Here is a 21,560-nt window from a genome sequence, read left to right as displayed (position 1 = left end):
GGCTACATCGTGGGTTCCGGCGGTCGGCCCGGCAACGGTTCTCAGCAGCCGTTGCGCATCGCGCTCACCGCCACGTCGTCGTACCACAGGGTGTCGGCGCCCTGGCCGTAGCTCTCCCAGCCCAGCTTGAGGTCGGTCAGCGCCGGCCGCCAGGTCTTGTTGAGCCACTGGCTGTCGATGTCGTGGGTGGGTGTGCCGTCTTCGAGCAGGCCGGGGACCGACGTGCCGTTGAGCCAGGTCTCCATCGTGCCGTTGCTGCCGTCGACCTTGAACTCGACACAGTTCCAGGTGTCGACCGGCAGCGGGGCGGACAGGGCGACGCCGGCCGGGCTCTGCTCGGGCAGGGTCGCGTCGTCGGAGGCCCGGTTGAACTGCAGGGCGCTGTTCTGGCCGCCGAAGCGCAGGTCCTTGCCGCCGTCGTTGGCGTCGGCCAGGGCCACCGCGGTGACGTGCGAGACCGGGAGCGCGGTGGTGTGCCGGACCCAGTAGCGGACGTACCAGACGTTGCTGGTGGTGCCGAGGATGGCGGTGTTACGGGCGAAGACGTGGTTGCAGTAACCCTCGGCGCCGTTGATCTTCAGCGAGGTGCCGCCGGAGTGGGCCGTGGTCTTGTCGATGGTGGCGGTGCCGGCGCCGGAGCAGTCCGGGGTGGAGATCGCCCAGTTGCCGGCCGGGGCCGTGCCGGTCTGATTCTCGAAGCCGTCACAGACCGCGGTGGCGACGCAGTTCTCAGTCGGCGCGCTGGTGGGAGAGGTGGTCGGGGGTGTCGTCGGAGCCGTGGTCGGGGTGGTGGTCGGCGCGGTCGTGGCCGGGGTCGTCGGTGGCGTCGTCGCCGTTTGCTCACCGCACGCGACGCCGTTGAGGGTGAAGGCGGTTGGCGCGGCATTTGTCCCGGAATATGTGCCCTGGAAGCCGAAGCTGGTGGCGGCCCCGGTGGCGAGGCTGCCGTTCCAGGCGACGTTCGCCGCGGTGACGGCGGTTCCGGACTGGGTAACGGTGGCGTTCCAGGCGCTGGTGATCTGCTGGTTGCCCGCGAACGACCAGCCCACCGTCCAGGACGAGAGGGCGGAGCCGTTGTTGGTCACCTTGACGTCGGCGGTGAAGCCGCTGGACCACGAATTGAGGGTGTAGTCGACGGCGCAGGCGGTGGCCGCGGAGGCGGTCGACGCCGCCGCCACGATCAGCCCGGCTCCGGCCACCAGGCCGGCCACCGCCAGTGCAATTGCTCGTCGGCGCATCTGAACTCCCGTGTGGGATGGGGGACGGAGGCTTTGGGAGCGCTCCCAGATATCGACGACTGTAGTTTTGTTTCGGGTAGATGAAAAGCTAGGCGGCGGCCGGGTTTCGCTCGTACGTGCTGATCAGCAGTTCGATCTCGCGGGTCAGGGCCGGCAACGCGTCCTCGTCGCGGGTCAGCAGCAGCCCGGCCTCGGCGAGCGCGCCACGCAGAACGGACAGCCTGGCCTCGACGTCCTGCTCCTCGCCGGCCCGCTGCAGGCCGCGCCGCAGCAGCTCGCCGACGAACCCGTCCTCGATCGAACGGACCTCCTGCCAGCCCAGCACCGCCGGCCCGTCGATGAGCAGGATGCGGCGCATGGCCGGGTCGAGGTAGCCGTCGAGAATGATCGCGCAGCCGGCGCGCACCGCGTCCCAGCCCGCCCGCACCGACGAGGCGGCGACGAACCGCTCGGCCAGCCGGCGCTCCTGATGGATCAGCGCCACCTTGAAGAGGGCAGCCTTGGTGCCGAAGTGGTGGTAGACCGCGCCGCGGCTGAGCCCCGCGGCCCGGGCCACGTCGTCGAGCGAGGTGGTCGCATAGCCGTCCCGCCCGAACATCTCCGCCGCCGTCAGGACCAGCGAGACCTCGGTTTCCGCCGCACTCCGCATGCCTCGAACATATCGAAGTAACTGGATCGATGCGAACGGTTACCGGTCACTCGATCAGCCGGATGACCGCGGCCGGGCAGCTGTTGACGGCCAGCTCGACCGCCTCCCGCTGGGCCTCCGGCGGGGCGTCGTCGAGCACGACCACCACCGGCTGTTCCGGGTCCTGGTCGAAGACGCCGGGCGCGGTGAGCGCACAGGTCCCCGACCCGATGCAGAGGCTGGTGTCCACGGTGATCTTCATGAGCATCTCCACAGTGGGCGAACTCCCCAACACTGCCCGTCATGGTGAAGCTCGTCAATAAGCTACGCCGGCCACTTGAGGTGGAGTGCACTCCAGCCTTTACGGTCGGGGCGTAGAAGCTACGAGAGGAATCCACTGTGGAGATCAGGGACTTCGGGCGGCTTAGCCGGATCAGCGCGCTCACCCTCGGCGGCGGTGGCATCGCCGGGGTCTGGGGGCGGACCGATCGGGCCGAGGCCGTCGCCACCGTGCACGCCGCCATCGACGGCGGCATCACGATGCTCGACCTCGCGCCCAGTTACGGCGTCGACGCCGAGTCGGAGCTGGCGGTCGGCGAGGCTCTCCGGCAGCGGGCCGCCGACCACGTCATGATCACGTCCAAGGTGCAGCTGCACGACGGGAAGGGCGACTTCGCCGGGCGGATCGGGCGCAGCCTGCGGGCCAGCCCCGGCCGGACGCCGCCCAGGTCGTCGTCAACGCCCTCGACATGACCGGGGACATCTGGCCGTGGGGCGACGTGCCCACCGCCAATGGCGAGATCCGGCAGACGGCCGGCAACAACGGGGTCGCGGTCATCGGCATCCGGGCCGTCGCGGCCGGCTCGCTCACCTCGGCCCTCGACCGTGACGTCCCGCCGGACCACCCGGCGGCCGTCGACTTCACCCGGGCCGAGCCGTTCCGCAAGCTCGCCGCCGAGCTGGGGGAGACGCCGGCCGCGCTCGCCCACCGCTACGCACTGAGCGTTCCCGGCGTGGCCACGGTGGTGCTCGGCGTGAAGAACCGCACCGAGCTCGCCGAGTGCCTGGCCGCCGAGGCCCGCGGCCCGCTCACCGACGCCGAGATGGCGGCAATCAGTCGCTGACCAGTTCCCGGATGACGTCCATCGCGGCCAGCCGGGCGGCGCCCTCGCCGAGGAGGTCGTCCGGGATGATCAGCTCGTCGAGGCCGATCGCGCGGTACTCCGCGATCGCGTCGGCCAGCTCGGCGCGCGATCCGCCGATCACCGGCAGCCGGCCGGTGTCGGCGGGCCGCCCGCCCTCCACCGCGACCAGCGCCTGCGCCGTCCGGTCGATCGACGACGGGTCGCGGCCGATGGCGGCGCAATGCTGGTCGAGGACGGCCGACTTGTGTGCGATCGTTGCCGGCACGCCCCAGCAGTTCCACAAATCAGCATATTTGGCGACGATGCCGAGCATCCGCTTCTCGCCCTTGCCGCCGATCAGCAGCGGCAGCGGGGACTGCAGCGGCTTCGGCTCGCACACCGCGTCCACCAGCTGGTAATACTTGCCGTCCAGAGTGGTGCGCGGCTGCCGCAGCAGGCCGGTCATCACCTGCAGCGCTTCGGTGAAACGGTCCAGCAGCGGTCCCGGCGACGGCAGCTCGATGCCGTACTCCCGGTGCTCGGTCTTCTGCCACCCGGCGCCGACGCCGAGGATGAACCGGCCGCCGCTGATGTGGTCGACGGTCGCGGCCATGTTCGCGACGACGGCCGGGTGCCGGTAGGTGTTGCCGTAGACCAGCGTGCCGATCCGCACCCGCGGGACCAGCGCACCCAGCGCCGCGACGAGCGACCCGGCCTCGAGCATCGGCGACGCCATGTCATCGCCGTCGGGCATGAAGTGGTCGGCGATGTAGACGGTGTCCCACCCGGTCGCGGCCGCGTGCTGGGCCATCTCGATGATCTCCGCATACGGCCGTTGGGCCCCGGGCCAGATCGCAATCCGCATGATCACACCCTACGGCCAACCGGGCTACGGTCGCGCGGCCAGCGACAGCAGCGCCAGCGCGTCCGCCGACGGCGAGTGCGGGGCGGCCTGGAAGACCACCAGCCGCTGGCCGTCGGCGACGGTCAGGACCTCGGAATTCAGATCCAGGCGGCCGACGGCCGGGTGCTGGAACGCGCGGTGGGTGCCGCTTTTGACGCGTACGTCGTAATGGGCCCAGAGATCCGCGAAGTCGGCGCTGACCGCCAGGAGCTCCTCGACCAGCGCCTCGGTCTGCGCCGCCGGGACCACCCGCAGGTGGGCGACGCAGTCCTCGGCCATCCGCCGCCACGGCGTGACGACCGTGCGGGCGGCCGGGTGCCGGAAGATGTAGCGCACGATGTTGCGCCGCCCGCGCGGCCAGCCGGCCAGCCCGTCGAGCAGGGCGAGTCCTTCCGGGTTCTCGGCGAGGATGTCGCTGCCGGGCGTCAGCACGAACGCCGGCGCCGGACGCACGGTCTCCAGCAGTTGCCGCAGGCCGGGCCGGGCAACCACCGGCGCCGGCCGCCTCACCTCGCGGCGCCCACTCGCCAGCCGGTGCAGGTGATCGCGTTCGTCGTCGTCCAGCCGCAGCGCCCCGGCGAGAGCATCCAGCACCGCGGCGCTCGGGTTGGTGTCGCGCCCCTGTTCGAGCCGGATGTAGTAGTCGACGCTGACCCCGGCCACCGCGGCCAGCTCCTCCCGCCGCAGCCCCGGCGTCTGCCGCCGCCCGTTCCCGGCCCGCAGCCCCACGTCACCGGGCCCGATCCGCCCGCGCCGGCTGCGCAGAAACTCCCCGAGCTCACTCACCCGGCAAGTCTCGCACCGGCCGGAACACCGGGCCTGGCCCCGCGAGGACCAGGCCCGGCGCGGCCTTCACGGCGGATCGCGGCCGCTCCACGCTGAGCTCATGCAGAACGAACGCGTGCTCATCATCGGTGGCGGATCCGGCATGGGGCTGGCGCTGGCCCGGCAGCTTCTCGACGAGGGTGCCGAGGTGCACATCGCCGGCCGCTCGGCGCCACGGCTCGCCGCGGCGGCCCGCGAGCTCGGCGAACCGAAGCAGCTGACCGCGAGCCCGGTCGACATCGCCGACGAGGACGGCGTGCGGCAGTTGCTCGCGGCCGAGCGCAGCCACATCGTCGTCACCGCGGCCGACGCAGCGGGCGCCTACCACCCGATCCGTGAGTTCCCCCTCGACGACGCCCGCAACGTCCTGGCCACCAAGGTGCTCGGCCCGTGGCTGGTCGCCAAGCACGCGAACCTGCGCGCCGGCGGATCGATCACGTTCACCTCCGGGATCGCCGCCTACCGGCCCGGTCCGGGCGCCTCGGTGCTGGCCACCGCGAACGGCGCCCTGGAGTCGCTGGCCCGCACTCTCGCGGTCGAGCTCGCCCCGATCCGGGTAAACGTGGTCTCGCCGGGCTGGGTCGACACCGCCATCTGGGACATTCTCGCCGGGGCGGCGAAGACCGAGCGGCTGGCCACGATGGCGGCCCGGCTGCCGGCCGGCCGGGTGGGCCGCCCCGAGGACATCGCCGCCGCCTTCCGGACCGCGATGACCAACGGCTTCATGACCGGCTCGGTGCTGCACATCGACGGCGGCCACCGCCTCGTCTAGTGGCAGTGGTCGGTGCGGCCCAGGGTTTGCTCCGGGGTGGCGCCGGGGCGGGTCCACTGCGGCACCGGGCGGCGATCGTGCCCATGTTGTCGCCGACCGGCGCTTCCTTGTCGCGCACCGGGTACCACGGCTGGGTGTAGCCCATGAACTCGACGAACGGGGCCACCTCGGGCCGGCGGCCGGTGGTCAGGACGGCGAACGAGACGCCGCGGGCGTGGAGGTAGGCCGCGTCCGACACGTGCCAGGCCGTGGTGGTGCAGCCCTCGCACTGGCCCTGGTGCGGCGCGCCGTCGTGCCACATGTGCTTGTAGACCACGAGCTCGTCGCGGCCCTGGAACAACTCGAGGAACGGGACCGGGCCGGCGGCGCCGATCACCTCGACCTTCGGATCGAACTCGACCATCGGCAGCCGGCGGCGGGCGGCCGCGATGGCGTCGCCCTCGCGGGTGTGCGCCTTCTCGCGGACCAGCAGCTCGTCCCGGGCGGCCTGCCAGGTGGCCAGGTCAACGATGGGCGGCATGGTCATGGTTGTCCTCCGTGTCGCACGCGAGCGGTGCGTGTGCCGGCGTGCAACTCTTGGTACATGTCTGACGCGAGCTTTGCACGACCGCGCGGCGAAACGTTCGAGTACGCCGGGGCCACCGTCGAACTGGTCGAGGCGGCCACCGTGCTGGCCGCGGCCCGGGTCAACCCGGTCGACCTGCTGCGGCACGCCGTCTGGCCGGCGCCGGTGCGGCGGGTCGACCTGAGCGTGTCCAGTTCCGACCGGCCGGACGGTCCGGTGCACGTGTTCGCCGCCGCGGTGAGCACCGCCGACGAGCCGCTGTCCAAGGAGCGCATCCGCAAGCTGGTGCTCGGCAACGATCCGGTCGGCCTGCTGCTGGCCAAGCGCATCGAGCAGGGCGACCCGATCACCACGCGCATCGTGGACGGGGTGGGTGCGGCGGCTGCCGCCGCGTACCGCAAGCTCGGTCTTGACAAACCCGCCCAGCCGGAAGCAAATCGCCGGACCGAGACCCTCGCCGATGCCGTCGTCGGGCTGCAGGCCGGCGTGACGTGGGACGAGAGCGGGACCGTCGTCCGCCTGACCGCCGAGGTGCCGCGTGACGATGTCACCCCCGCTCACCTGCAGGCTTTCGTCGGGCTGACGCTGCAGACCGTGCTCGAGCTGACCGGCCCCGACGCGCTGAAGGGGCGGCGTTATGTGATCAGCCGGGAGCAGTTGCCGCCGACCCCGGCCACGACGCAGACCGTCACCCTCGACATGGTCGGCGGGCTCACCGGGGTGGTCGCCGAGCTGCGGCAGATCGCGGTGTCGTTCCGGCACCCGGAGGCGATGGCGCGCTGGGGCGCGCGGCGGCCGCAGGGCCTGCTGATGTACGGGCCGCCCGGCACCGGCAAGACGATGCTGTCGCGCGCGCTCGCCAACGAGATCGGCGCCGACTTCCGGGAGATCCGCACCCCGGAGATCCTCGACAAATGGCTCGGCGGGTCGGAGCGCAACATCAAGCAGATCTTCCGGGACGCGCGACGTTACCGGGTGCCGACGCTGATGCTGTTCGACGAGTTCGACTCGATCGTCAGCTACGCCGGCCAGGGCGGCGACGCGGCGAGCCAGGCGCTCAACGCGGTGGCCGGCATCTTCAAGCAGGAGATGAACGACCTGATCGAGGAGAACCCGAACGTGATCGTGGTGGCGACCACGAACTTCCCGCACCGGGTGGACGACTCGCTGATCCGCTCCGGCCGCTTCGACGTGAAGATCAGCGTGCCGAAGCCGGACGAGGCGAGCCGGGCCGAGATCTTCCGCAAGATGATCCAGGGCCTGATCGCCGCACACGAGCAGCCCGGCTTCGTGATGTTCGCCGAGGACATCGACCTGAAGGCGCTCGGGCACGCGAGCCACGGCATGACCGGGGCGGACATCAAAGAGGTGCTGCGCCGCGTGCAGCTGACCAAAGCGATGCAGGACGCGCGCACCGGCGGAAACGCCTCGCCGATCTCCCAGGAAGAGCTGCTGGCTAGCGTACGGGAGTTGCTTGCTCCGCGCTGACCCGCTCGCGCCAGGGCAGGAGCAGCGAGCTCGCCGCGACGATCAGGCCGCACACCAGCAGCGCGAAGCGCACGCTGGTGGCGGCGGCCAGCGCCCCGCCGAGCAGGATGGCGACCGGTTGCGTGGTGCGTGAGGTGATCGACCAGGCGGCGATGACCCGGGAGAGGTAGCCGTCCTCGGTGTGCGTCATCCGGTAGGTCGCGAACGCCGGGTTGAAGGCGCCGGTGAAGAACAGGGCCAGGAACTCCACCACGATGAGCAGGACCAGGCCGAGGGGGCCGGCCGGCATCGCGGCCAGGAACGGCAGCCAGACGGCGCGGCCGACACCGGTGATCAGCAGGACCTTCCGCTCGCCGAACCGTGCGAGGAGCGGCTTGAGCGCGAAGGCGCCGAGGACGCCGGCGGCGCACGGCACGCCCCAGCCGACGCCGTACTGCCAGGGTGCGAAGTGCAGTTCGCCGAGCATCAGGACGGTCAGCAGCGGGGAGGCGGCCATCATGGCGGCGCCGAAGACCTGCGAGTTGAGGTAGAGGGTGCGCAGGCCGCGGTGGGCGAGGATGTAGCGCCACCCGGCCGCGATCTCACTCCAGCGATTTCCGCCGGGCGCCCGGACCGGCGGGGGTGGCTCGGGGGAGCGCAGCCGGCGGACGTTGACCGCGGACAGGACGAAGCTGACCGCGTCCGCCGACAGGGTCCACCACACGCCCAGCCACGAGGTCAGCGCCCCGCCGGCGGCCGGGCCGGCGCTGTAGGCCGTCCAGAACGTCGCCTCGAACCGGCCGTTGGCGGCGGCCCGATCCTCGGCGCCGACCAGGGCCTTGAGGTGTGATCCGCTGGCCGCGGCGAAGGCCATCGCCCCCGCCGCCTGCACGATCGCCACGACGGCGAGCTGCGCATAGGTCAGCATGCCGGTCGCCCAGGCGATCGGCACGCTGATGATCGCCAGGGCCCGCGCGAGGTCGGCGAGGATCATCACCGGGCGTTTGCGGCGGAACTCGATCCACGGTCCGGCCGGGAGCCCGATGACGGCGGCGGCCAGCCCGCCGAGCGCCGCGAGCAGCGACACCTGGAACTCGGGAACCTGGAGGACGAGCACCGCGACCAGGGGAATCGCGCCGAAGCTCAGGCCGGTGCCGGCCTCACTGATCGCGTACGCCGTCCAGAGCCGCCGGAAGTCCGAGCCGAGTGCCACCGCGGCACTTTAGCCGACGACGACCGCCGTACCGTGGAACTGGAAGTCGGGTTCGGCGGCGGGTTTGCCGAAGTGGAAGCCCTGGGCGTACTGGTAGCCGAGCCGGTGCAGTTCGGCCGCCTGCTCGGCGGTCTCCACGCCCTCGGCCACCGCGGTCAGCCCGAGACCGTTGCTGACCTGGATGAGCGCGGTCGCGATCACCGCGTGCCGGCCGGCCATGGTGAGGTTGTCGACGAACGACTTGTCCACCTTGAGCACGTCCACCGGCACGGTCTGCAGCAGGCCGAGCGACGAGTGCCCGGTGCCGAAGTCGTCCAGCGCGATCCGTACGCCCAGCGCCTTGAGGTCCTTGACCGCCTGCACGGCGGTGCCGCCGCCGAACACCGCGGTCTCGGTGACCTCGACGATCAGGTGGTCGGCCGGCATGCCGGTGCATTCCAGGACGTCGGCGACGACCGCCACGAAGCCGGGCTCGTTGAGCTGCCGGGCCGACACGTTCACGCTGATCCGCTGGGGCGCGTCCGAGCCGTGCGTCTCGCGCCAGACGACGAACTGGTCGCAGGCGGTCCGCAGGATCCACTCGCCCAGCTCGACGATCAGGCCGTTCTGCTCGGCGACCGGGATGAACTCGGCCGGGCTGACCATCCCGCGGTCCGGGTGCTGCCAGCGCACCAGCGACTCGACGTAGCGGGTGCGGCCCTCGGGGAGGGCGACGATCGGCTGGTAGACCATCCGGAACTGGCCGGTGTCCAGGCCCATCCGCATGTCCACGCCCATCCGGGCGGCCTCGCCGGCCCGGTCGTCGAGATCGAGGGAGTAGCGACGGTGCTGGCGGCTGCCGGCGTCCTTGGCCGCGTACATCGCGACGTCGGCGCGGCGCAGCACCTCGACCGGATCGTCGGTGCCGGCCGTGTCGGCCACGCCGAACGTCGCCGCGACCAGCAGCTCGTGCCCGCCGACCGAGATCGGCTGACGCAGCGCGTCGGACAGCCGGCGCACGACCGCGTCGCCCTCGGCGATCCCGCCCGCCACCAGCACGGCGAACTCGTCGCCGCCCATCCGGGCGACCATGTCGTCGCCGCGCATCGCGGTGGTGAGGCGGCCGGCGACCTCGATGAGCAGCCGGTCGCCGATGGTGTGCCCGTACAGGTCGTTGACGATCTTGAAGCCGTTGAGGTCGAGCAGGCACACCTGGGCCTCGCCGCCGGCGACCGCCGCGGTGACCGACTGCTCGAACAGCCGGCGGTTGGCCAGGCCGGTGAGGTCGTCGCGCATGGCGAGGTCCTCGAGCTTGACCGACTGCTCGCGCACCTGCCCGACGAAGCCGGCCAGCCGCGCCAGGACCAGCAGGAACAGCGCGACCGCGCCGATCCCCACGGCCATCCAGTTGATTTCGTCCTGCCGGATGCCCTGGATGAACAGGACGGCCGGCACCAGCAGGGTGCAGGCGGCGAGCAGGCTGAGCCGGCCGCGGTGGAAGTCACCGGTCGCCGGGCCGGCCGGCCGATTGCCCTGGCGCATCGACGGGTGCAGCGCGGCGCCGCCCCAGGCGACGTACCCGAGCAGGAATCCCGAGCCGATGACGCCGTCGGAGTAGGTGGTGAACGACTCGGTCAGCGTCAGGACCACGTCGCCGCCGAGATTGGCCAGACAGCCGGCGGCCAGCAGCAGCACGGCCGGGCTGCGGCTGTCGCGGCGGGTCAGCATCCGGGTCACGACCGTGCACATGAGCACGTCGAACGTCGGGTAGGCGACCGAGACCAGGCGGACGTGGATCGGGGTGCTCTGGTCGGTGAGGGTCGGCTGGATGAGGAACACCCAGTAGACCAGGCCCACCCCGACGGCGATCACGGCGGCGTCGATCGCGCCGGCCAGGTCGCGGGTCCGGCCGGGGCGGCGGCGGCCGCGGGAGGCGCCGAGCAGGCCGGCCAACACCATCGGGTAGGCGATGAAATAGAGGGCGTCGTCCCAGAACGGGTACGGGGGGTAACCCAGGATCCGGCCGCTCACCTCGTACACGATGTCGGCGGTCACGAAGGTGAGAACGCCGGCCGCGAAGAGGTACCAGGAACGTGGGTTCGGAGGCTGGTTACGCCACACCCCGGCCACGATGACCAGGACAGCAGCGAGGCCGAGCCCGGTGTAGACGAGCGTGGAGCCGAGACTGCCGCCGGGCAGCAGCGGATAGCCGAGGCACACGAGCACCCCGACCGTCAGCCACGTCCACCAAGCCCTCACGTCCAGCGAGATCGACAGCCCGGCCGCCGGCATGAGTCCCGCCACGTTGCTAAGCGGGTGCTGCTCGATCCACGAGCGCGGCGGTGTGCACCGACGTGGGCAGGGTGCCGAACGTGTGGCCCCAGTCGCCGCCGAGGCGGGTGGCGCAGAAGGCGTCGGCCACCTCGGGCGGCGCGTGCCGTACCAGCAGTGATCCCTGCAGGACCAGGGCCATCCGCTCGACCACCCGGCGGGCCTGGCTCTCGTCCGGTGTCTTCTTGAGTTCGGTGACCGCGGCGTCGAGGCGGCGGTCGGCGCCGGACGCGGCGGACATCTCGGCGAGCAGGGCCTCCAGGCTCTCCGGGTCGCGGTTCAGGGTGCGCAGCACGTCGAGGGCCTGCACGTTGCCGGAGCCCTCCCAGATCGAGTTGAGCGGGGCGTCCCGGTAGAGCCGGGGAAGACCGGAATCCTCGACGTAACCGTTGCCGCCGAGGCACTCGAGCGCCTCACCGACCACGGCCGGCTGCCGCTTGCACACCCAGAACTTGCCGATCGCGATGGCCAGGCGCTTGAACTGCTGCTCGCCCCGGTCGACCGCGCCGGCCAGGCGCATCGCCAACAGGGTGGCCGCCTCGGACTCGATGGCCAGGTCGGCGAGGACGTTGCTCATCGCGGGCTGGTCGGCGAGCACCCGGCCGAAGGCGCTGCGGTGGCGGGTGTGGTGGATGGCCTGGCTGAGGGCGGCGCGCATGCCGGAGGCCGAGCCGGTGACGCAGTCGAGCCGGGTCATCGCGACCATCTCGATGATCGTGCGCACACCGCGGCCCTCGTCGCCGACCAGCCACGCGACGGTGTCGTCGAATTCCGGCTCGGAGCTGGCGTTGCTGCGGTTGCCGAGTTTGTCCTTGAGGCGCTGGATGCGGAAGACGTTGCGGGTGCCGTCCGGGAGAACGCGCGGCACCAGGAAACACGACAGCCCGCCGGGCGCCTGGGCCAGCACCAGGAACAGGTCGCACATCGGGGCGCTGGTGAACCATTTGTGCCCGCGCAGCCGCCACGTCCCGTCGCCGGCGGGGGTCGCGGCGGTCGTGTTGGCGCGCACGTCCGAGCCGCCCTGCTTCTCGGTCATGCCCATGCCGGCGAGCAGCCCGCGCTTGGCGGCCGGCGTCCGGAGCCCCGGGTCATATTCACGGGAAGTCAGGAGCGGATCGTACATTTTCGACAAAGCGGAATTGTTACGCAGGGCGGGCACGACGGCATATGTCATTGAAACGGGGCAGGAATGGCCCGCCTCGACCTGGGACCAGACGAACAATCCGGCCGCCCGGGCCACGTGCGCTCCGCGGCGGCCATCGGTCCAGGCCGCCCCGGCGAGACCGGCGCCGACCGCCACCGACATCAGCTGGTGCCACGACGGATGGAACTCCACCTCGTCGATCCGATGCCCATACCGATCGTGGGTCATCAGCCGCGGCTCGAACCTGTTCGCCTCGTCCGCCCAGAGCTGCGACGAAGCGGTCCCGGCCTGCTTGCCGAGGCGGTGCAGATCGCCCACCGCCCACGGCGCGCCCTCCCGCGCCACCGCCGCGAGCAGGGCGGCGTCGGCGGACACGTCGTAGTCGACCAGGGGCGGCGGCTGGTTGAAGACCTCGTGCGTCACAGACCGCAATCTACTCGTCGGTAGCTTGGCCGACCACGGTCAGACGGCCGGCTGCGCTGACCCCCAAAACCAGAATTCGGACGATACGGAGATGGCCCAGGTCCACTGCGAGCAGCGCAGCGACCTGCACCGGCACGGCCGTTGGCGGCCTGCGGCCCGCCGCCTGCCCCCACGCCGGGACCGTCCAGGAATAACATCGGCACCGATGCAGCCGGGCGAAGTCGACGAGGGGCACCGGATGACCAGCCAGGAACAGGCGGAACCGCACGTCCTCGGCAGCCTGCGATCCGCGGACGGCAACGGGATCGCGCGCATGGAGGACCGCCTCGGCGCCGGCATCGACGAGGTGTGGTCGGCGCTCACCGAGCCCGGCCGGCTGGCGCGCTGGCTCGGCGAGTTCGACGGCGACCTCCACCTCGGCGGCACCTACCGGTCCCGGTTCCACTCCAGCGGAGCGGAGGCCACCGGGCGGATCGAGGCGTGCGAGTCACCGCGGCGCTTCATCGTGGCGACCAAGGGCCAGCACGCGCCGAACGAGCAGGTCATCGAGGTCACCCTGACCGCCGACGGGGATGGGACGATCCTGGTGGTCGAGCAGCGCGGTCTCCGCCTGGAATGGCTCGCGATCTTCGCGGCCGGGCTCCAGATCCATGTCGAGGACCTCGCCGCCCACCTCGCCGGCGGTGAGCGTGGCGACTCGGATGCGCGGATGGGCGAGCTGGTCCCGGCCTATGAAGGTATTGCGATCGACGGTTAGGGGAACGGCATGACTGGTGGACAGGTGCTCGGGTTCGCGGGTGTGATCGTGCTCGGAGCAATGTCGCCCGGGCCGGATTTCGCCGTCGTGGTGCGGCGGGCGGCCATTGCCGGGCGGCGCGGCGGGATGGCGGCCGCGGCCGGTGTGGCCGCCGGGATCTTCGGGTGGGCGGCGGCCGCCGCGGCCGGGGTGGCGGCCATGCTGAGCGCGCTTCCGGCGGTGCTCGAGGTGGTCCGCTACGCGGGTGCCGGCTATCTGGCCTACCTCGGTGTGCGGGCGTTGATCGCCGCGATCCGGCGTGACGCGCCGGCGGACCCGGGGGCGGATCCGGGCGCAGCCGGCGGCCGGAGCACCTGGCTGTCCTTCCGGGACGGACTGCTCTGCAACGTGCTCAACCCCAAGGCGGCCGTCTTCTTCGTGGCGTTGCTGCCGCAGTTCGTGCCCAGCGGCGCGGGGGTCGGCGACGTTCTCGTGCTGTCGCTGGTCGCGGTGGGAGTCACGCTGGCCTGGTTCTTCACGGTGGCCAACCTGATCGCCGCGCTGCGCCGGTTCTTCGCCCGCCCGGTCGCCCGTCGCGGACTGGAGGCGGCGACCGGCACGGCCCTGCTCGGCCTCGGCGCGCGGCTGGCCCTGACGCGCTGACCGGTGGCGGTGAGGATCTCGGAAAGGCCCCGCACGAATCTCGCGGGGTGCCGTACCGCGAGATTCGTGCGGAGGTCTCCGGTGCCGCGCGGCGTGCAGCCGACGGCGGCAGTCCGATCGTAATGGGCAACGGCGCTCTTCGCTCAGTCTCGGCGGGTGTCAAAATTGGTCCGGTGGACCGGCCATCCGGGACGCCCGCTGTCTCGAATCCGTCGTGGACGCTGCCTTGCTGGTCAGAGCGTGTGCGGGGCGCGTAGGGTTCGAACGCCGGAGTTGCGTGATGAAGGTGAGGGCAGGGCGGTTGACGACGGGCGTGCTCGCCGAGCTTGCCGATGCCCGCGCCCTGGCCGAGGCCGCGCAGCGCGCCGACCTCGTGCAACGGCTCGACCAGGCCGCCGGGCGGCTGCGGTCCGACGACGCGACGGTGGCCGTCGTGGGGGAGTTCAAACAGGGCAAGAGCACGCTGGTCAATGCGTTGCTGCGCACCGACATCTGCCCGGTCGACTCCGACATCGTGACCGCGGTGCCGACGATTCTGCGTCACGGCCGGCCGCCGGCCGCGTTTCTGCAGGTGCCGCAGGATGACGGCGGGTTGGCCTCGGTGCCGGTCGGCTTCGAGGAGTTGCCGCGGCACATCGCCGAGGGTGACAAGAACGGCGTGCGGGCGGTCGAGGTGCGGCTCGACCGGCGGCTGCTCGCGGCCGGGTTGTCGATCATCGACACGCCCGGGGTGGGCGGGCTCGACTCGGCCCAGGGCAACCTCACGCTGGGCGCGCTGGGCCTGGCCGGGGCGGCGCTGTTCGTGACCGACTCGGCGCAGGAGCTGACCGCGCCGGAGGTGGAGTTCCTGCGGCGGGCGCTCGAGCGCTGCCCGCGCGCGTTCTGCGTGCTCACCAAGACCGACCTCTACGGGGAGTGGCGGCGGATCGTCGAGATCAACGAGGGTCACTTCCAGCGAGCGGGCCTGGATGTGCCGATCGTGGCGGTCTCCTCGTTCCTGCGGATGCGTGCGCAGGCCCGCGACGACACCGCGCTCAACGAGGAGTCCGGCTTCCCGCGCCTGGTCGAGCTGCTGCGCCGCGATGTGCTGGGCGCCGCGGCCGAGAACAAGATCGTGGCGGCGCGCGCCGAGCTGCAGTTCGTCGTCGCCCAGTTGCGCGAGCGGGTCGAGGCCGAGCACGCGGTGGCCGCCGAGCCGGCTGCCGCGCCCGAGGTGGTGCGGCGCTACGCGGAGAAGTCCCGGCGCAGCGCCTGGCTGGCCGGCGGCTCGTGGCAGACCGTGCTTGGCGACGGCGTGCAGGACCTGAGCGCCGACATCGAGCACGACCTCCGGGAACGGCTGCGGATCATGGTGCGCAAGGGCGAAGACCTGCTGGCCGAGTCCGATCCGCGGGAGACCTGGCGGGACTTTCAGGCGTGGGCGCAGCGGGAGGCGGCCGCCGCGGCCGTCGACAACCTGATGTTGCTGGTCACCCGCACCGAGCAGCTCGCACACGACGTGGCCGAGCGCTTCGGAATTGAATATGACAGCCTCGACGTCGACCTGCCCGCGCCTGAGCTGGCCCTGCGCAAGGTCGACGAGCTCGATGTCAGCTTCCAGAAGTCGGGCATGCAGCAGTTCCTCGGCGCGTTCACCGCCGCCCGGGTCACCTACGGCGGCTTCTACATGCTCGGCGCGGTCGGCGCGTTCTTCAGCCTCGCCTTCGCCGCGCCGCTCGGCCTGCTCGCCGGCATGACCCTCGGCCGCCGCATGATCAAGAGCGAGCGGGAACGCCAGGTGCAGCAGCGGCGGCTTCAGGCAAAACAGGAGCTCCGGCGGTACGTCGATGACGTCGGCTTCCACGTGGGCCGCGACTGCCGCGAGGCGATCCGGCGCACCCAGCGGTTCCTGCGCGACGAGTTCGCCGCCCGCGCCCAGGCCGCCGAGCGCTCGGCGGCGGCCACCGCGGCGGCGGTCCGGGAGATCGCCGACCTGCCACCGGACGAGCGGAAAGAACGCGCCGACGCCCTCGCCGAGCAGCGCCGCCGGCTGAACCGGCTGGCGGCCTGAGATGAGCTTCCTCCTCGACCAGGTGCGTACGCTGCTCGACCGCGCCATCTCGGAGATGTCGGATCAGCGGCTCGTCGACGCGCGGCGCCGGGTCGACGAGCCGCTCCGGGTGGCCATCGCCGGCAAGGTCAAGGCCGGCAAGTCCACTCTGCTCAACGCCCTGGTCGGCGAGGAGCTCGCACCCACCGACGCGGGCGAGTGCACCCGGATAGTCACCTGGTACGCGGACGGCCGCACCTACGCCGTGACCGCCTATCTCACCGACGGCAGCGCCGAGCCGCGCCCGTTCACCCGCCGCGACGGGGCGATCCAGATCTCCCTGGGCCGTCCCGCCGAGCAGGTCGAACACCTCGAGGTGCGGGTGCCGAGCAGCCGGCTGCGGCAGCACACCCTGATCGACACGCCCGGCATCGCGTCGCTGTCCACCGACGTGTCGCTGCGGACCATGGCGTTCCTGGAGGCCGAGGGGGAGCGGGCGGCACAGACCGACGCGGTCATCTACCTGCTGCGCCACATGCACGGCAGCGACGTCCGGTTCCTCGAGTCGTTCCACGGCGACGGCCTCTCCAGCGGCACCCCGGTGAACGCGGTCGGCGTGCTGTCGCGGGCCGACGAGATCGGCGGCTGCCGGCTGGACGCGATGGCGTCGGCGGGCCGGGTTGCCGCGCGATACGCCACCGACGAGCGGCTCCGCAAGCTCTGCCCGGTCGTCGTGCCGGTGGCCGGGCTGCTCGGGGCGGCCGGGGCGACCCTGCGTGAGGAGGAATACCGGACCCTCGCCGCGATCGCGGCCGAACCGATGGAGCATGTTGTCGACCTGCTGTTGACGGCCGACCGGTTCGCCGCCTCGGGAACGCATCGGGCCGCCGTACTCAAGCGCCTGGGTCTGTTCGGTGTTCGTCTTTCCATCCGGTTGATCCGCGAAAAGACCGTCACCGACTCGGCCGCCCTGGCCAAGGCGCTCACCGAGCACAGCGGCATCGACCGGCTGCGCGAGGTCTTCACCGCCCAGTTCGTCGGCCGCAGCGAGGTGCTCAAGGCCCGCTCGGCGCTGGCCGTGCTGGACGAGTGCATCCCGCCCGGCTCGGCACTGGCCGGCGAGGCCGAACGGATCCGGGCCAGCGCCCACGAGTTCGTCGAACTGCGCCTGCTGCACCAGCTGAGATCCGGCCGCCTGCCCGGCACCGACGAACAACTGGCCGAGATGGACCTGCTGCTCGGCGGCGCCGGCGGCGCCGCCCACCACCGCCTCGGCCTGCCCGCCGACGCCGCCCGCGGCCGGATCGCCGCCGGCGCGCAGGAGGCCCTGATCCGCTGGCAGAACATCGCCGAACACCCGTTCTCCCCCCGCGAACTGAAGACCGCGGCCCGAGCCGTGGCCCGCAGCTGCGAGGGAATCCTGGTCAGCTGAGGGGTGGGGTCAGCTGTTCGCCGCGCTGCCAGGCCGCGAGCATGTGCTGGGCGGCGCGGCGGATCGCTTTGTCCGGCGAGACGCGGGACTCCCAGCCGAACGAGCGGAGCCGGGCCGGATTCATCGCATACGCCCGGTCGTGCACCAGCCGGTCGGCGACGTGCTCGTAGGACGCCGGCGCGCCCACCGCCTCGGCGACGATCTCGACCACGTCGAGCACGGTGAACGCCGTTCCGGACGAACAGTGGTAGATGTCCGCCGGCAGGGTGCCCGAGGCCGCCAGACGCAGCGCCTCGCAGAGATCCTCGACCGCCATGTATTCACGGGTCTGCCGGCCGGTGCCGAAGACCGGGGCCGGCAACCCGCTCGCCAGCGTTCGCACCGCGGTCGGGAGAAGCTTGCGCGCCCGCTGGTGGCCACCGACCAGGTTGCAGCTGCGAACAACGATCAGATCCATGCCATACGACTCCGCATAGCACCGCAGAGTCATCTCGGCGGCGGCTTTCGAGGCGGCGTAGGGCTGGGTGGGGCAGTAGGGCGCATCCTCGGCGAGCGGTTCGTCGGCCACCCCGAGTACCTCGTCGGAGGAGAGGTAGACGACCCGTGCCTGCGGGTGACGGCGCCACCATTCCGCGGCCTCGAGCGCGATGGCGCCGTTCGCGGTGAACGCGAGCGCCGGATCGGCCAGTGCCTGGTCGACGTCGGTCTGGCCGGCGAGCACCAGCAGCACATCGGCCGCTTCGTCGGGCAGGGCGGTCCCTTGGATGACGGCATGCTGGGGCTGTGCCATGATCGGCTTCTGATCGACGAGGGTCAGTCTTTCGGCGAGCGGCTCGTCGGCCGCCAGCAGCGTGGTGCCGACGAAGCCGGCCGCGCCATAGATCATCACGTGGGTCACGAGCGCCGCCTGACGTAGTCGATCAGATCTTGATGACGGGCGTAGACGTGCGGCAGGCCGCGCTCCGGATGCGACATCAGCCAGGGCTCCTTGAGCAGCGCGTCGACCGACCGGGCATAGCTCAACCACACCGGATTCGTCCGAATTTCGACGACATCGGCCAGCGTAAGACGCTCGAATACCTTCAGCGAACCGGCGCTGAAGTGCTGGATCGCCTCCTGAATGGAAATCTGCACCCGCCGGGCGTTGTAGCCGCCCCGCCGAGCGGACGTCTGAAGGAAGTTGGGGTGATGCACTACCGAGCGATTGGCCGAGTCGACCGGGGTGATCAGCGCTATACCCAGCCGGGACGCAAGGTTGGAGTGGTAGACGAGATCGAGCACCCACTTCAGCGGGACCATATGACGGGTCCGGGTGAAGTCGTAGTCGCCGGCGCGCGGATCGGTTCCCCGCTTCACGATGTAGTGCTTGTAGAGCAACGTGCGCGACACCGGCTCCGGTGCGTCCGCCCGGCCGAGCTGCGGGAGGTGCCCGAGCTTCTTCCGGAAGTCGTCCACTTCATCGGCGCTCGTCCCGACGTCCTCCAGCAACATCCGGAGCTGGGAACCGGCCGCTCGCCGGAGTCCGTCCGCGAAACTCTGCTGGAGCCCGTTCGTGGCTTCGAGATTCTTGGCGTTGTTCCAGGACAGGCGCACACACATCACGACCGTCGAATGCAGGATCTCGTTCCACACCTCCTGGGCCTGCCGCGCCGCCGGTTCGGTGGCGAACTCGCTCTCCAGCGGGGTCTTCTCCGTGTAGAGATACGGAACGATCGCCTCGTCGGACAACAGCGTCGTGAAGGCCCGACGTTCTTCGGGTTCGTCGCGGTAGGCCCGGGACAACACCGGATTGCGCACGAGGAAGCTGCGGTTGATGACGATCTGGCGGGCGGTGATCAGCGATCGGATGAGCTCGCGCCGCAGAAGCTGGTCGCGCTCGTCGCCGAGGTCGGCCAGGGACAGACCTTCAACGGCCATCCGCGCCAACACCCCACGCGGCACCCACTGGTCGTCGGCCGCATGCGGAAGCACGCAGTTGAGATCGAGTTCGACCGGCGTGCACTTGAGTATCTCGGGCTCGGCGTCCGTCGCGCTCGCAGGCTCTGCCCTCATCGCGGCCTCTGCCTGCGTCCACAGATCCAGGGCGACACCACGGTCGCCGCCGAGGAAATCGACGACTTTGGCGACGTGTTCCCAGGAGACCAGGATCCTGCTGTTCCGGCTGACGATGTTGTTGACCGTGGATCGACCCGGAATGCCACCCAGGCGCTTCGAGATCTCGGGCGCCTTCAGACCGCCCGCGGCCATCCGGAGCTGATCAACGTGGGCCAGCAGGCGGGCCAGAGCGGGATCGGGATGGTCAGTCATCGCCGCGTCAGCATGATCGGAAACGGTCGGGCTGGTCAAGACCGTCTCGCCCGCGTCCAACGTTGTCGTACGCCGTCCAAAGGTGACCAAACACCTTCCGTACCCGGCCTGAGCTGGGGATTCTTTGTGGCATGACGTTCTCGTTGATCTGCACCGTCCTGGTCGTACAGCTCGTGATGACCGTGGTTCTGGCCGCCGTCTACCTCTGGTCCGGCAACGACGGCATCCGCCGGCGCGCCTGGCGGCTCCTCCGCTTCCTCCACCGGCGTTAGAACCAGCAGGGGTGGCCCTCGCGGGCGCCGTTCTTGGTCAGGACCTGTTCGCCGGTGCCGGCCACGCGTTCCACCACGATCGTCGGATGGTCGTAGGCGCCCCGCACGAACGCGAACCAGTTTCCGTCCGGCGAGAAGGTCGGGTCCATCTCGCGTTGCGGGTTCGAGGTCACCCGGTGCGGATTGGAGCCGTCGATGTTGACCAGCCAGATGTCCGAGTTCTCCTTGTCCACCTCCAGGGTGAACAGCACCAGGTCGCCCTTCGGCGAATAGACCGGGTCGTTGACCTGGCCCACCTCCGGCTTGGTGATCTGCCGGCCCGGCTCCTTCGGGTTCGCCACCGTCAGCTCGTAGACCTGGCGCACCCCGTTCCGGTTCAGCCAGTACAGGATGGACTTGCCGTCGGGCGACCACATCGCGTCGTCCTTCTGCGTAGTCGTCTTGGTGAGTTGCTTCAGCTCGCCGGTCTCGAGGTTGAGCACGGCGATCTGCTTGATCCCGTCGAACTTCTTCATGAACGCGATCTTCTTGTCGTCGGCCGACCAGGCCACCCGGCCGCCGGCGTCCTCGGCGACCTCGTGCCGGCCGGTGCCGTCCGCGTTCATGATGTCGATCGAGGTGTGGTCGCCGTTGTTGTGCGTGAGCGCGATCTGGGTGCGGGTGTGCGACCACTTCGGCAGCACGTCGCCGGGCTTGGTGCCGGGCAGTTCGGTGCGGGTGTCCTCGCCCGGCTTGAACGAGTAGACCTTCGAGACCTGCGCGTCGCCGTTGCCGGTGTCGACCCGGATCAGCATGGTGTCGGTCGGCGGGGCCAGCGGGTCAACGGTCGGCTGGGTGGTCGCCGCGGCCGTCGTCGCGGTGGGCGTCACGCCGCCGGCGGTCTCGTTGTCCTTCTTGCCCTTGTTCAGCAGGATCAGCCCGACCGTCGTTCCACCCGCGATCACCGCCACCACCAGGGCGACAACCATCAAGATCTTGCCGAGGTTGCGCTTGGGCGCCCCGGCGAGGGGAGGCGGTGGCCAAGGCCGCGACTCATTCGGTACGCCGGGAGCCGCACCACCGAAGATCGGAGCCGCTCCCGCGACGGACGTGGCGGCCAGGCCCATCGGCGGCGTCGCGCCCGGCTGCGGGGCCATCCCCGAGGCAGCCGCCGTGCCCGGGATAGCGGCCGAACCACGCGAGTAGGCCACCGACCCGCCACCGGCCGGCGCGCCCCCGCCATAGGGCGGGCTGCTCACCTGGGCGCCGCCGCCGGCCGGCGCGCCGCCGTAGGGGGCGGAGCTGACCGCGGCGTTACCGCTTGCAGGTGTGCCGCTGACGCCGTAAGGCGCGCTGCTGACTGGGGCGCCGCTTCCGTAGGGAGGGCCGCCGGCCGGGCTGCTGCCGTAGGGCGGGTTGCCGTTCGCGGGTGTGCCGCTTCCGTAGGGAGGGCCGCCGGCCGGGCTGCTGCCGTAGGGCGGGTTGCCGTTCGCGGGTGTGCCGCTTCCGTAGGGAGGGCCGCCGGCCGG

The 21,560-nt window shown here is 71.2% G+C and carries 19 protein-coding genes and 2 pseudogenes; 9 read left to right on the top strand and 12 right to left on the bottom strand.

The features are described 5' to 3' along the window. Positions 1 to 41 precede the first annotated feature (41 nt). The 3 genes from AB0E90_RS07655 to AB0E90_RS07645 all read right to left on the bottom strand — a co-directional run bounded on the left by AB0E90_RS07655 (position 42) and on the right by AB0E90_RS07645 (position 2,128). Entirely contained in the window at positions 42 to 1,238 is a 1,197-nt protein-coding gene (locus AB0E90_RS07655; RefSeq protein WP_360400865.1) for a cellulose-binding domain-containing protein, read from the bottom strand. 88 nt (positions 1,239 to 1,326) lie between these two features. Next, positions 1,327 to 1,887 carry a helix-turn-helix domain-containing protein gene (locus AB0E90_RS07650; protein ID WP_360400862.1) on the bottom strand — a complete coding sequence of 187 codons (561 nt, stop codon included), beginning with the start codon at positions 1,885 to 1,887 and terminating at the stop codon, positions 1,327 to 1,329. 46 nt (positions 1,888 to 1,933) lie between these two features. After that, positions 1,934 to 2,128 carry a ferredoxin gene (locus tag AB0E90_RS07645; RefSeq protein ID WP_360400859.1) on the bottom strand — a complete coding sequence of 65 codons (195 nt, stop codon included), beginning with the start codon at positions 2,126 to 2,128 and terminating at the stop codon, positions 1,934 to 1,936. A 137-nt stretch (positions 2,129 to 2,265) separates the two neighbouring features. On the opposite strand from AB0E90_RS07645, the gene AB0E90_RS07640 reads away from it, so the two are divergent. Next, positions 2,266 to 2,619, top strand: a complete 354-nt coding sequence (locus AB0E90_RS07640) for an aldo/keto reductase (RefSeq protein ID WP_360400856.1) — start codon at positions 2,266 to 2,268, stop codon at positions 2,617 to 2,619. Further along, positions 2,610 to 2,990, top strand: a pseudogene (locus tag AB0E90_RS07635) (aldo/keto reductase); the annotation flags it as partial. The gene AB0E90_RS07640 and the pseudogene AB0E90_RS07635, both read left to right, overlap by 10 nt. On the opposite strand, the gene AB0E90_RS07630 reads toward AB0E90_RS07635, so the two are convergent. Together AB0E90_RS07630 and AB0E90_RS07625 are read right to left on the bottom strand one after the other, a co-directional pair. Beyond that, positions 2,980 to 3,855 carry a TIGR03560 family F420-dependent LLM class oxidoreductase gene (locus AB0E90_RS07630; protein WP_360400853.1) on the bottom strand — a complete coding sequence of 292 codons (876 nt, stop codon included), beginning with the start codon at positions 3,853 to 3,855 and terminating at the stop codon, positions 2,980 to 2,982. The pseudogene AB0E90_RS07635 and the gene AB0E90_RS07630 overlap by 11 nt on opposite strands. A 24-nt stretch (positions 3,856 to 3,879) precedes the next feature. Beyond that, entirely contained in the window at positions 3,880 to 4,680 is an 801-nt protein-coding gene (locus AB0E90_RS07625; RefSeq protein ID WP_360400850.1) for a helix-turn-helix transcriptional regulator, read from the bottom strand. 100 nt (positions 4,681 to 4,780) lie between these two features. On the opposite strand from AB0E90_RS07625, the gene AB0E90_RS07620 reads away from it, so the two are divergent. Next, positions 4,781 to 5,491, top strand: coding sequence for an SDR family oxidoreductase (locus tag AB0E90_RS07620; RefSeq protein WP_360400847.1), 711 nt, complete (start codon positions 4,781 to 4,783; stop codon positions 5,489 to 5,491). Here the strand turns inward: AB0E90_RS07620 and AB0E90_RS07615 are convergent. After that, a complete protein-coding gene (locus AB0E90_RS07615; RefSeq protein WP_360400844.1) occupies positions 5,442 to 6,017 on the bottom strand; it encodes a DUF899 family protein in 576 nt (191 codons plus the stop codon). The genes AB0E90_RS07620 and AB0E90_RS07615 overlap by 50 nt on opposite strands. 57 nt (positions 6,018 to 6,074) lie before the next feature. Here AB0E90_RS07615 and AB0E90_RS07610 point away from each other — a divergent pair, with 57 nt between their 5' ends. Continuing rightward, positions 6,075 to 7,544, top strand: coding sequence for an ATP-binding protein (locus AB0E90_RS07610; protein ID WP_360400841.1), 1,470 nt, complete (start codon positions 6,075 to 6,077; stop codon positions 7,542 to 7,544). Here AB0E90_RS07610 and AB0E90_RS07605 read toward each other — a convergent pair. From AB0E90_RS07605 to AB0E90_RS07595, 3 genes are read right to left on the bottom strand one after another with little or no spacing between them, the layout of a single operon-like run. After that, positions 7,513 to 8,736, bottom strand: coding sequence for an MFS transporter (locus AB0E90_RS07605; RefSeq protein WP_360400839.1), 1,224 nt, complete (start codon positions 8,734 to 8,736; stop codon positions 7,513 to 7,515). The two genes, AB0E90_RS07610 and AB0E90_RS07605, sit on opposite strands and share 32 nt — an antisense overlap. 9 nt (positions 8,737 to 8,745) lie before the next feature. Continuing rightward, entirely contained in the window at positions 8,746 to 11,019 is a 2,274-nt protein-coding gene (locus AB0E90_RS07600) for an EAL domain-containing protein (protein WP_360400836.1), read from the bottom strand. Positions 11,020 to 11,023: 4 nt separating this feature from the next. Then, a complete protein-coding gene (locus tag AB0E90_RS07595) occupies positions 11,024 to 12,613 on the bottom strand; it encodes an isovaleryl-CoA dehydrogenase (RefSeq protein ID WP_360400833.1) in 1,590 nt (529 codons plus the stop codon). Positions 12,614 to 12,818: 205 nt separating this feature from the next. Between AB0E90_RS07595 and AB0E90_RS07590 the strand changes: the two genes are divergently transcribed. From AB0E90_RS07590 to AB0E90_RS07575, 4 genes are all read left to right on the top strand, one after another. Beyond that, positions 12,819 to 13,370: an SRPBCC family protein gene (locus AB0E90_RS07590; RefSeq protein ID WP_360400830.1), complete on the top strand. Its 552-nt coding sequence runs from the start codon at positions 12,819 to 12,821 to the stop codon at positions 13,368 to 13,370. A 9-nt stretch (positions 13,371 to 13,379) separates the two neighbouring features. Next, entirely contained in the window at positions 13,380 to 14,012 is a 633-nt protein-coding gene (locus AB0E90_RS07585; RefSeq protein WP_360400827.1) for a LysE family translocator, read from the top strand. A gap of 301 nt (positions 14,013 to 14,313) precedes the next feature. Further along, on the top strand, positions 14,314 to 16,062 hold the full coding sequence (locus AB0E90_RS07580; RefSeq protein WP_360400824.1) for a dynamin family protein: 1,749 nt from the start codon (positions 14,314 to 14,316) through the stop codon (positions 16,060 to 16,062). A gap of 1 nt (position 16,063) precedes the next feature. Next, the gene (locus tag AB0E90_RS07575; RefSeq protein WP_360400821.1) at positions 16,064 to 17,473 is read left to right on the top strand and encodes a dynamin family protein; all 1,410 of its coding nucleotides are present in this window, start codon (positions 16,064 to 16,066) and stop codon (positions 17,471 to 17,473) included. Here AB0E90_RS07575 and AB0E90_RS07570 read toward each other — a convergent pair. Continuing rightward, positions 17,466 to 18,371: an NAD-dependent epimerase/dehydratase family protein gene (locus AB0E90_RS07570; protein ID WP_360400818.1), complete on the bottom strand. Its 906-nt coding sequence runs from the start codon at positions 18,369 to 18,371 to the stop codon at positions 17,466 to 17,468. The genes AB0E90_RS07575 and AB0E90_RS07570 overlap by 8 nt on opposite strands. After that, positions 18,368 to 19,819, bottom strand: a complete 1,452-nt coding sequence (locus tag AB0E90_RS07565; RefSeq protein WP_360400815.1) for a hypothetical protein — start codon at positions 19,817 to 19,819, stop codon at positions 18,368 to 18,370. The genes AB0E90_RS07570 and AB0E90_RS07565 overlap by 4 nt, the downstream gene beginning before the upstream one ends. A 92-nt stretch (positions 19,820 to 19,911) precedes the next feature. Here AB0E90_RS07565 and AB0E90_RS07560 point away from each other — a divergent pair, with 92 nt between their 5' ends. Then, positions 19,912 to 20,052: a hypothetical protein gene (locus AB0E90_RS07560; protein WP_360400812.1), complete on the top strand. Its 141-nt coding sequence runs from the start codon at positions 19,912 to 19,914 to the stop codon at positions 20,050 to 20,052. Here the strand turns inward: AB0E90_RS07560 and AB0E90_RS07555 are convergent. Continuing rightward, positions 20,049 to 21,560: pseudogene (locus AB0E90_RS07555) on the bottom strand (hypothetical protein); the annotation flags it as partial. The gene AB0E90_RS07560 and the pseudogene AB0E90_RS07555 sit on opposite strands and share 4 nt — an antisense overlap.

This window comes from Actinoplanes sp. NPDC026619 (assembly GCF_040638295.1).
GTDB lineage: Bacteria > Actinomycetota > Actinomycetes > Mycobacteriales > Micromonosporaceae > Actinoplanes.
This window is presented reverse-complemented; position numbering and strand designations above follow the sequence as displayed.

Bases quoted from the DNA above. Each gene is read 5' to 3' on its own strand.
- AB0E90_RS07585 (WP_360400827.1), top strand. From the start codon at position 13,380: ATGACTGGTGGACAGGTGCTCGGGTTCGCGGGTGTGATCGTGCTCGGA.
- AB0E90_RS07645 (WP_360400859.1), bottom strand. From the start codon at position 2,128: ATGAAGATCACCGTGGACACCAGCCTCTGCATCGGGTCGGGGACCTGT.
- AB0E90_RS07630 (WP_360400853.1), bottom strand. From the start codon at position 3,855: ATGCGGATTGCGATCTGGCCCGGGGCCCAACGGCCGTATGCGGAGATC.
- AB0E90_RS07615 (WP_360400844.1), bottom strand. From the start codon at position 6,017: ATGACCATGCCGCCCATCGTTGACCTGGCCACCTGGCAGGCCGCCCGG.
- AB0E90_RS07590 (WP_360400830.1), top strand. From the start codon at position 12,819: ATGCAGCCGGGCGAAGTCGACGAGGGGCACCGGATGACCAGCCAGGAA.
- AB0E90_RS07620 (WP_360400847.1), top strand. From the start codon at position 4,781: ATGCAGAACGAACGCGTGCTCATCATCGGTGGCGGATCCGGCATGGGG.
- AB0E90_RS07575 (WP_360400821.1), top strand. From the start codon at position 16,064: ATGAGCTTCCTCCTCGACCAGGTGCGTACGCTGCTCGACCGCGCCATC.
- AB0E90_RS07560 (WP_360400812.1), top strand. From the start codon at position 19,912: ATGACGTTCTCGTTGATCTGCACCGTCCTGGTCGTACAGCTCGTGATG.
- AB0E90_RS07650 (WP_360400862.1), bottom strand. From the start codon at position 1,887: ATGCGGAGTGCGGCGGAAACCGAGGTCTCGCTGGTCCTGACGGCGGCG.
- AB0E90_RS07655 (WP_360400865.1), bottom strand. From the start codon at position 1,238: ATGCGCCGACGAGCAATTGCACTGGCGGTGGCCGGCCTGGTGGCCGGA.
- AB0E90_RS07610 (WP_360400841.1), top strand. From the start codon at position 6,075: ATGTCTGACGCGAGCTTTGCACGACCGCGCGGCGAAACGTTCGAGTAC.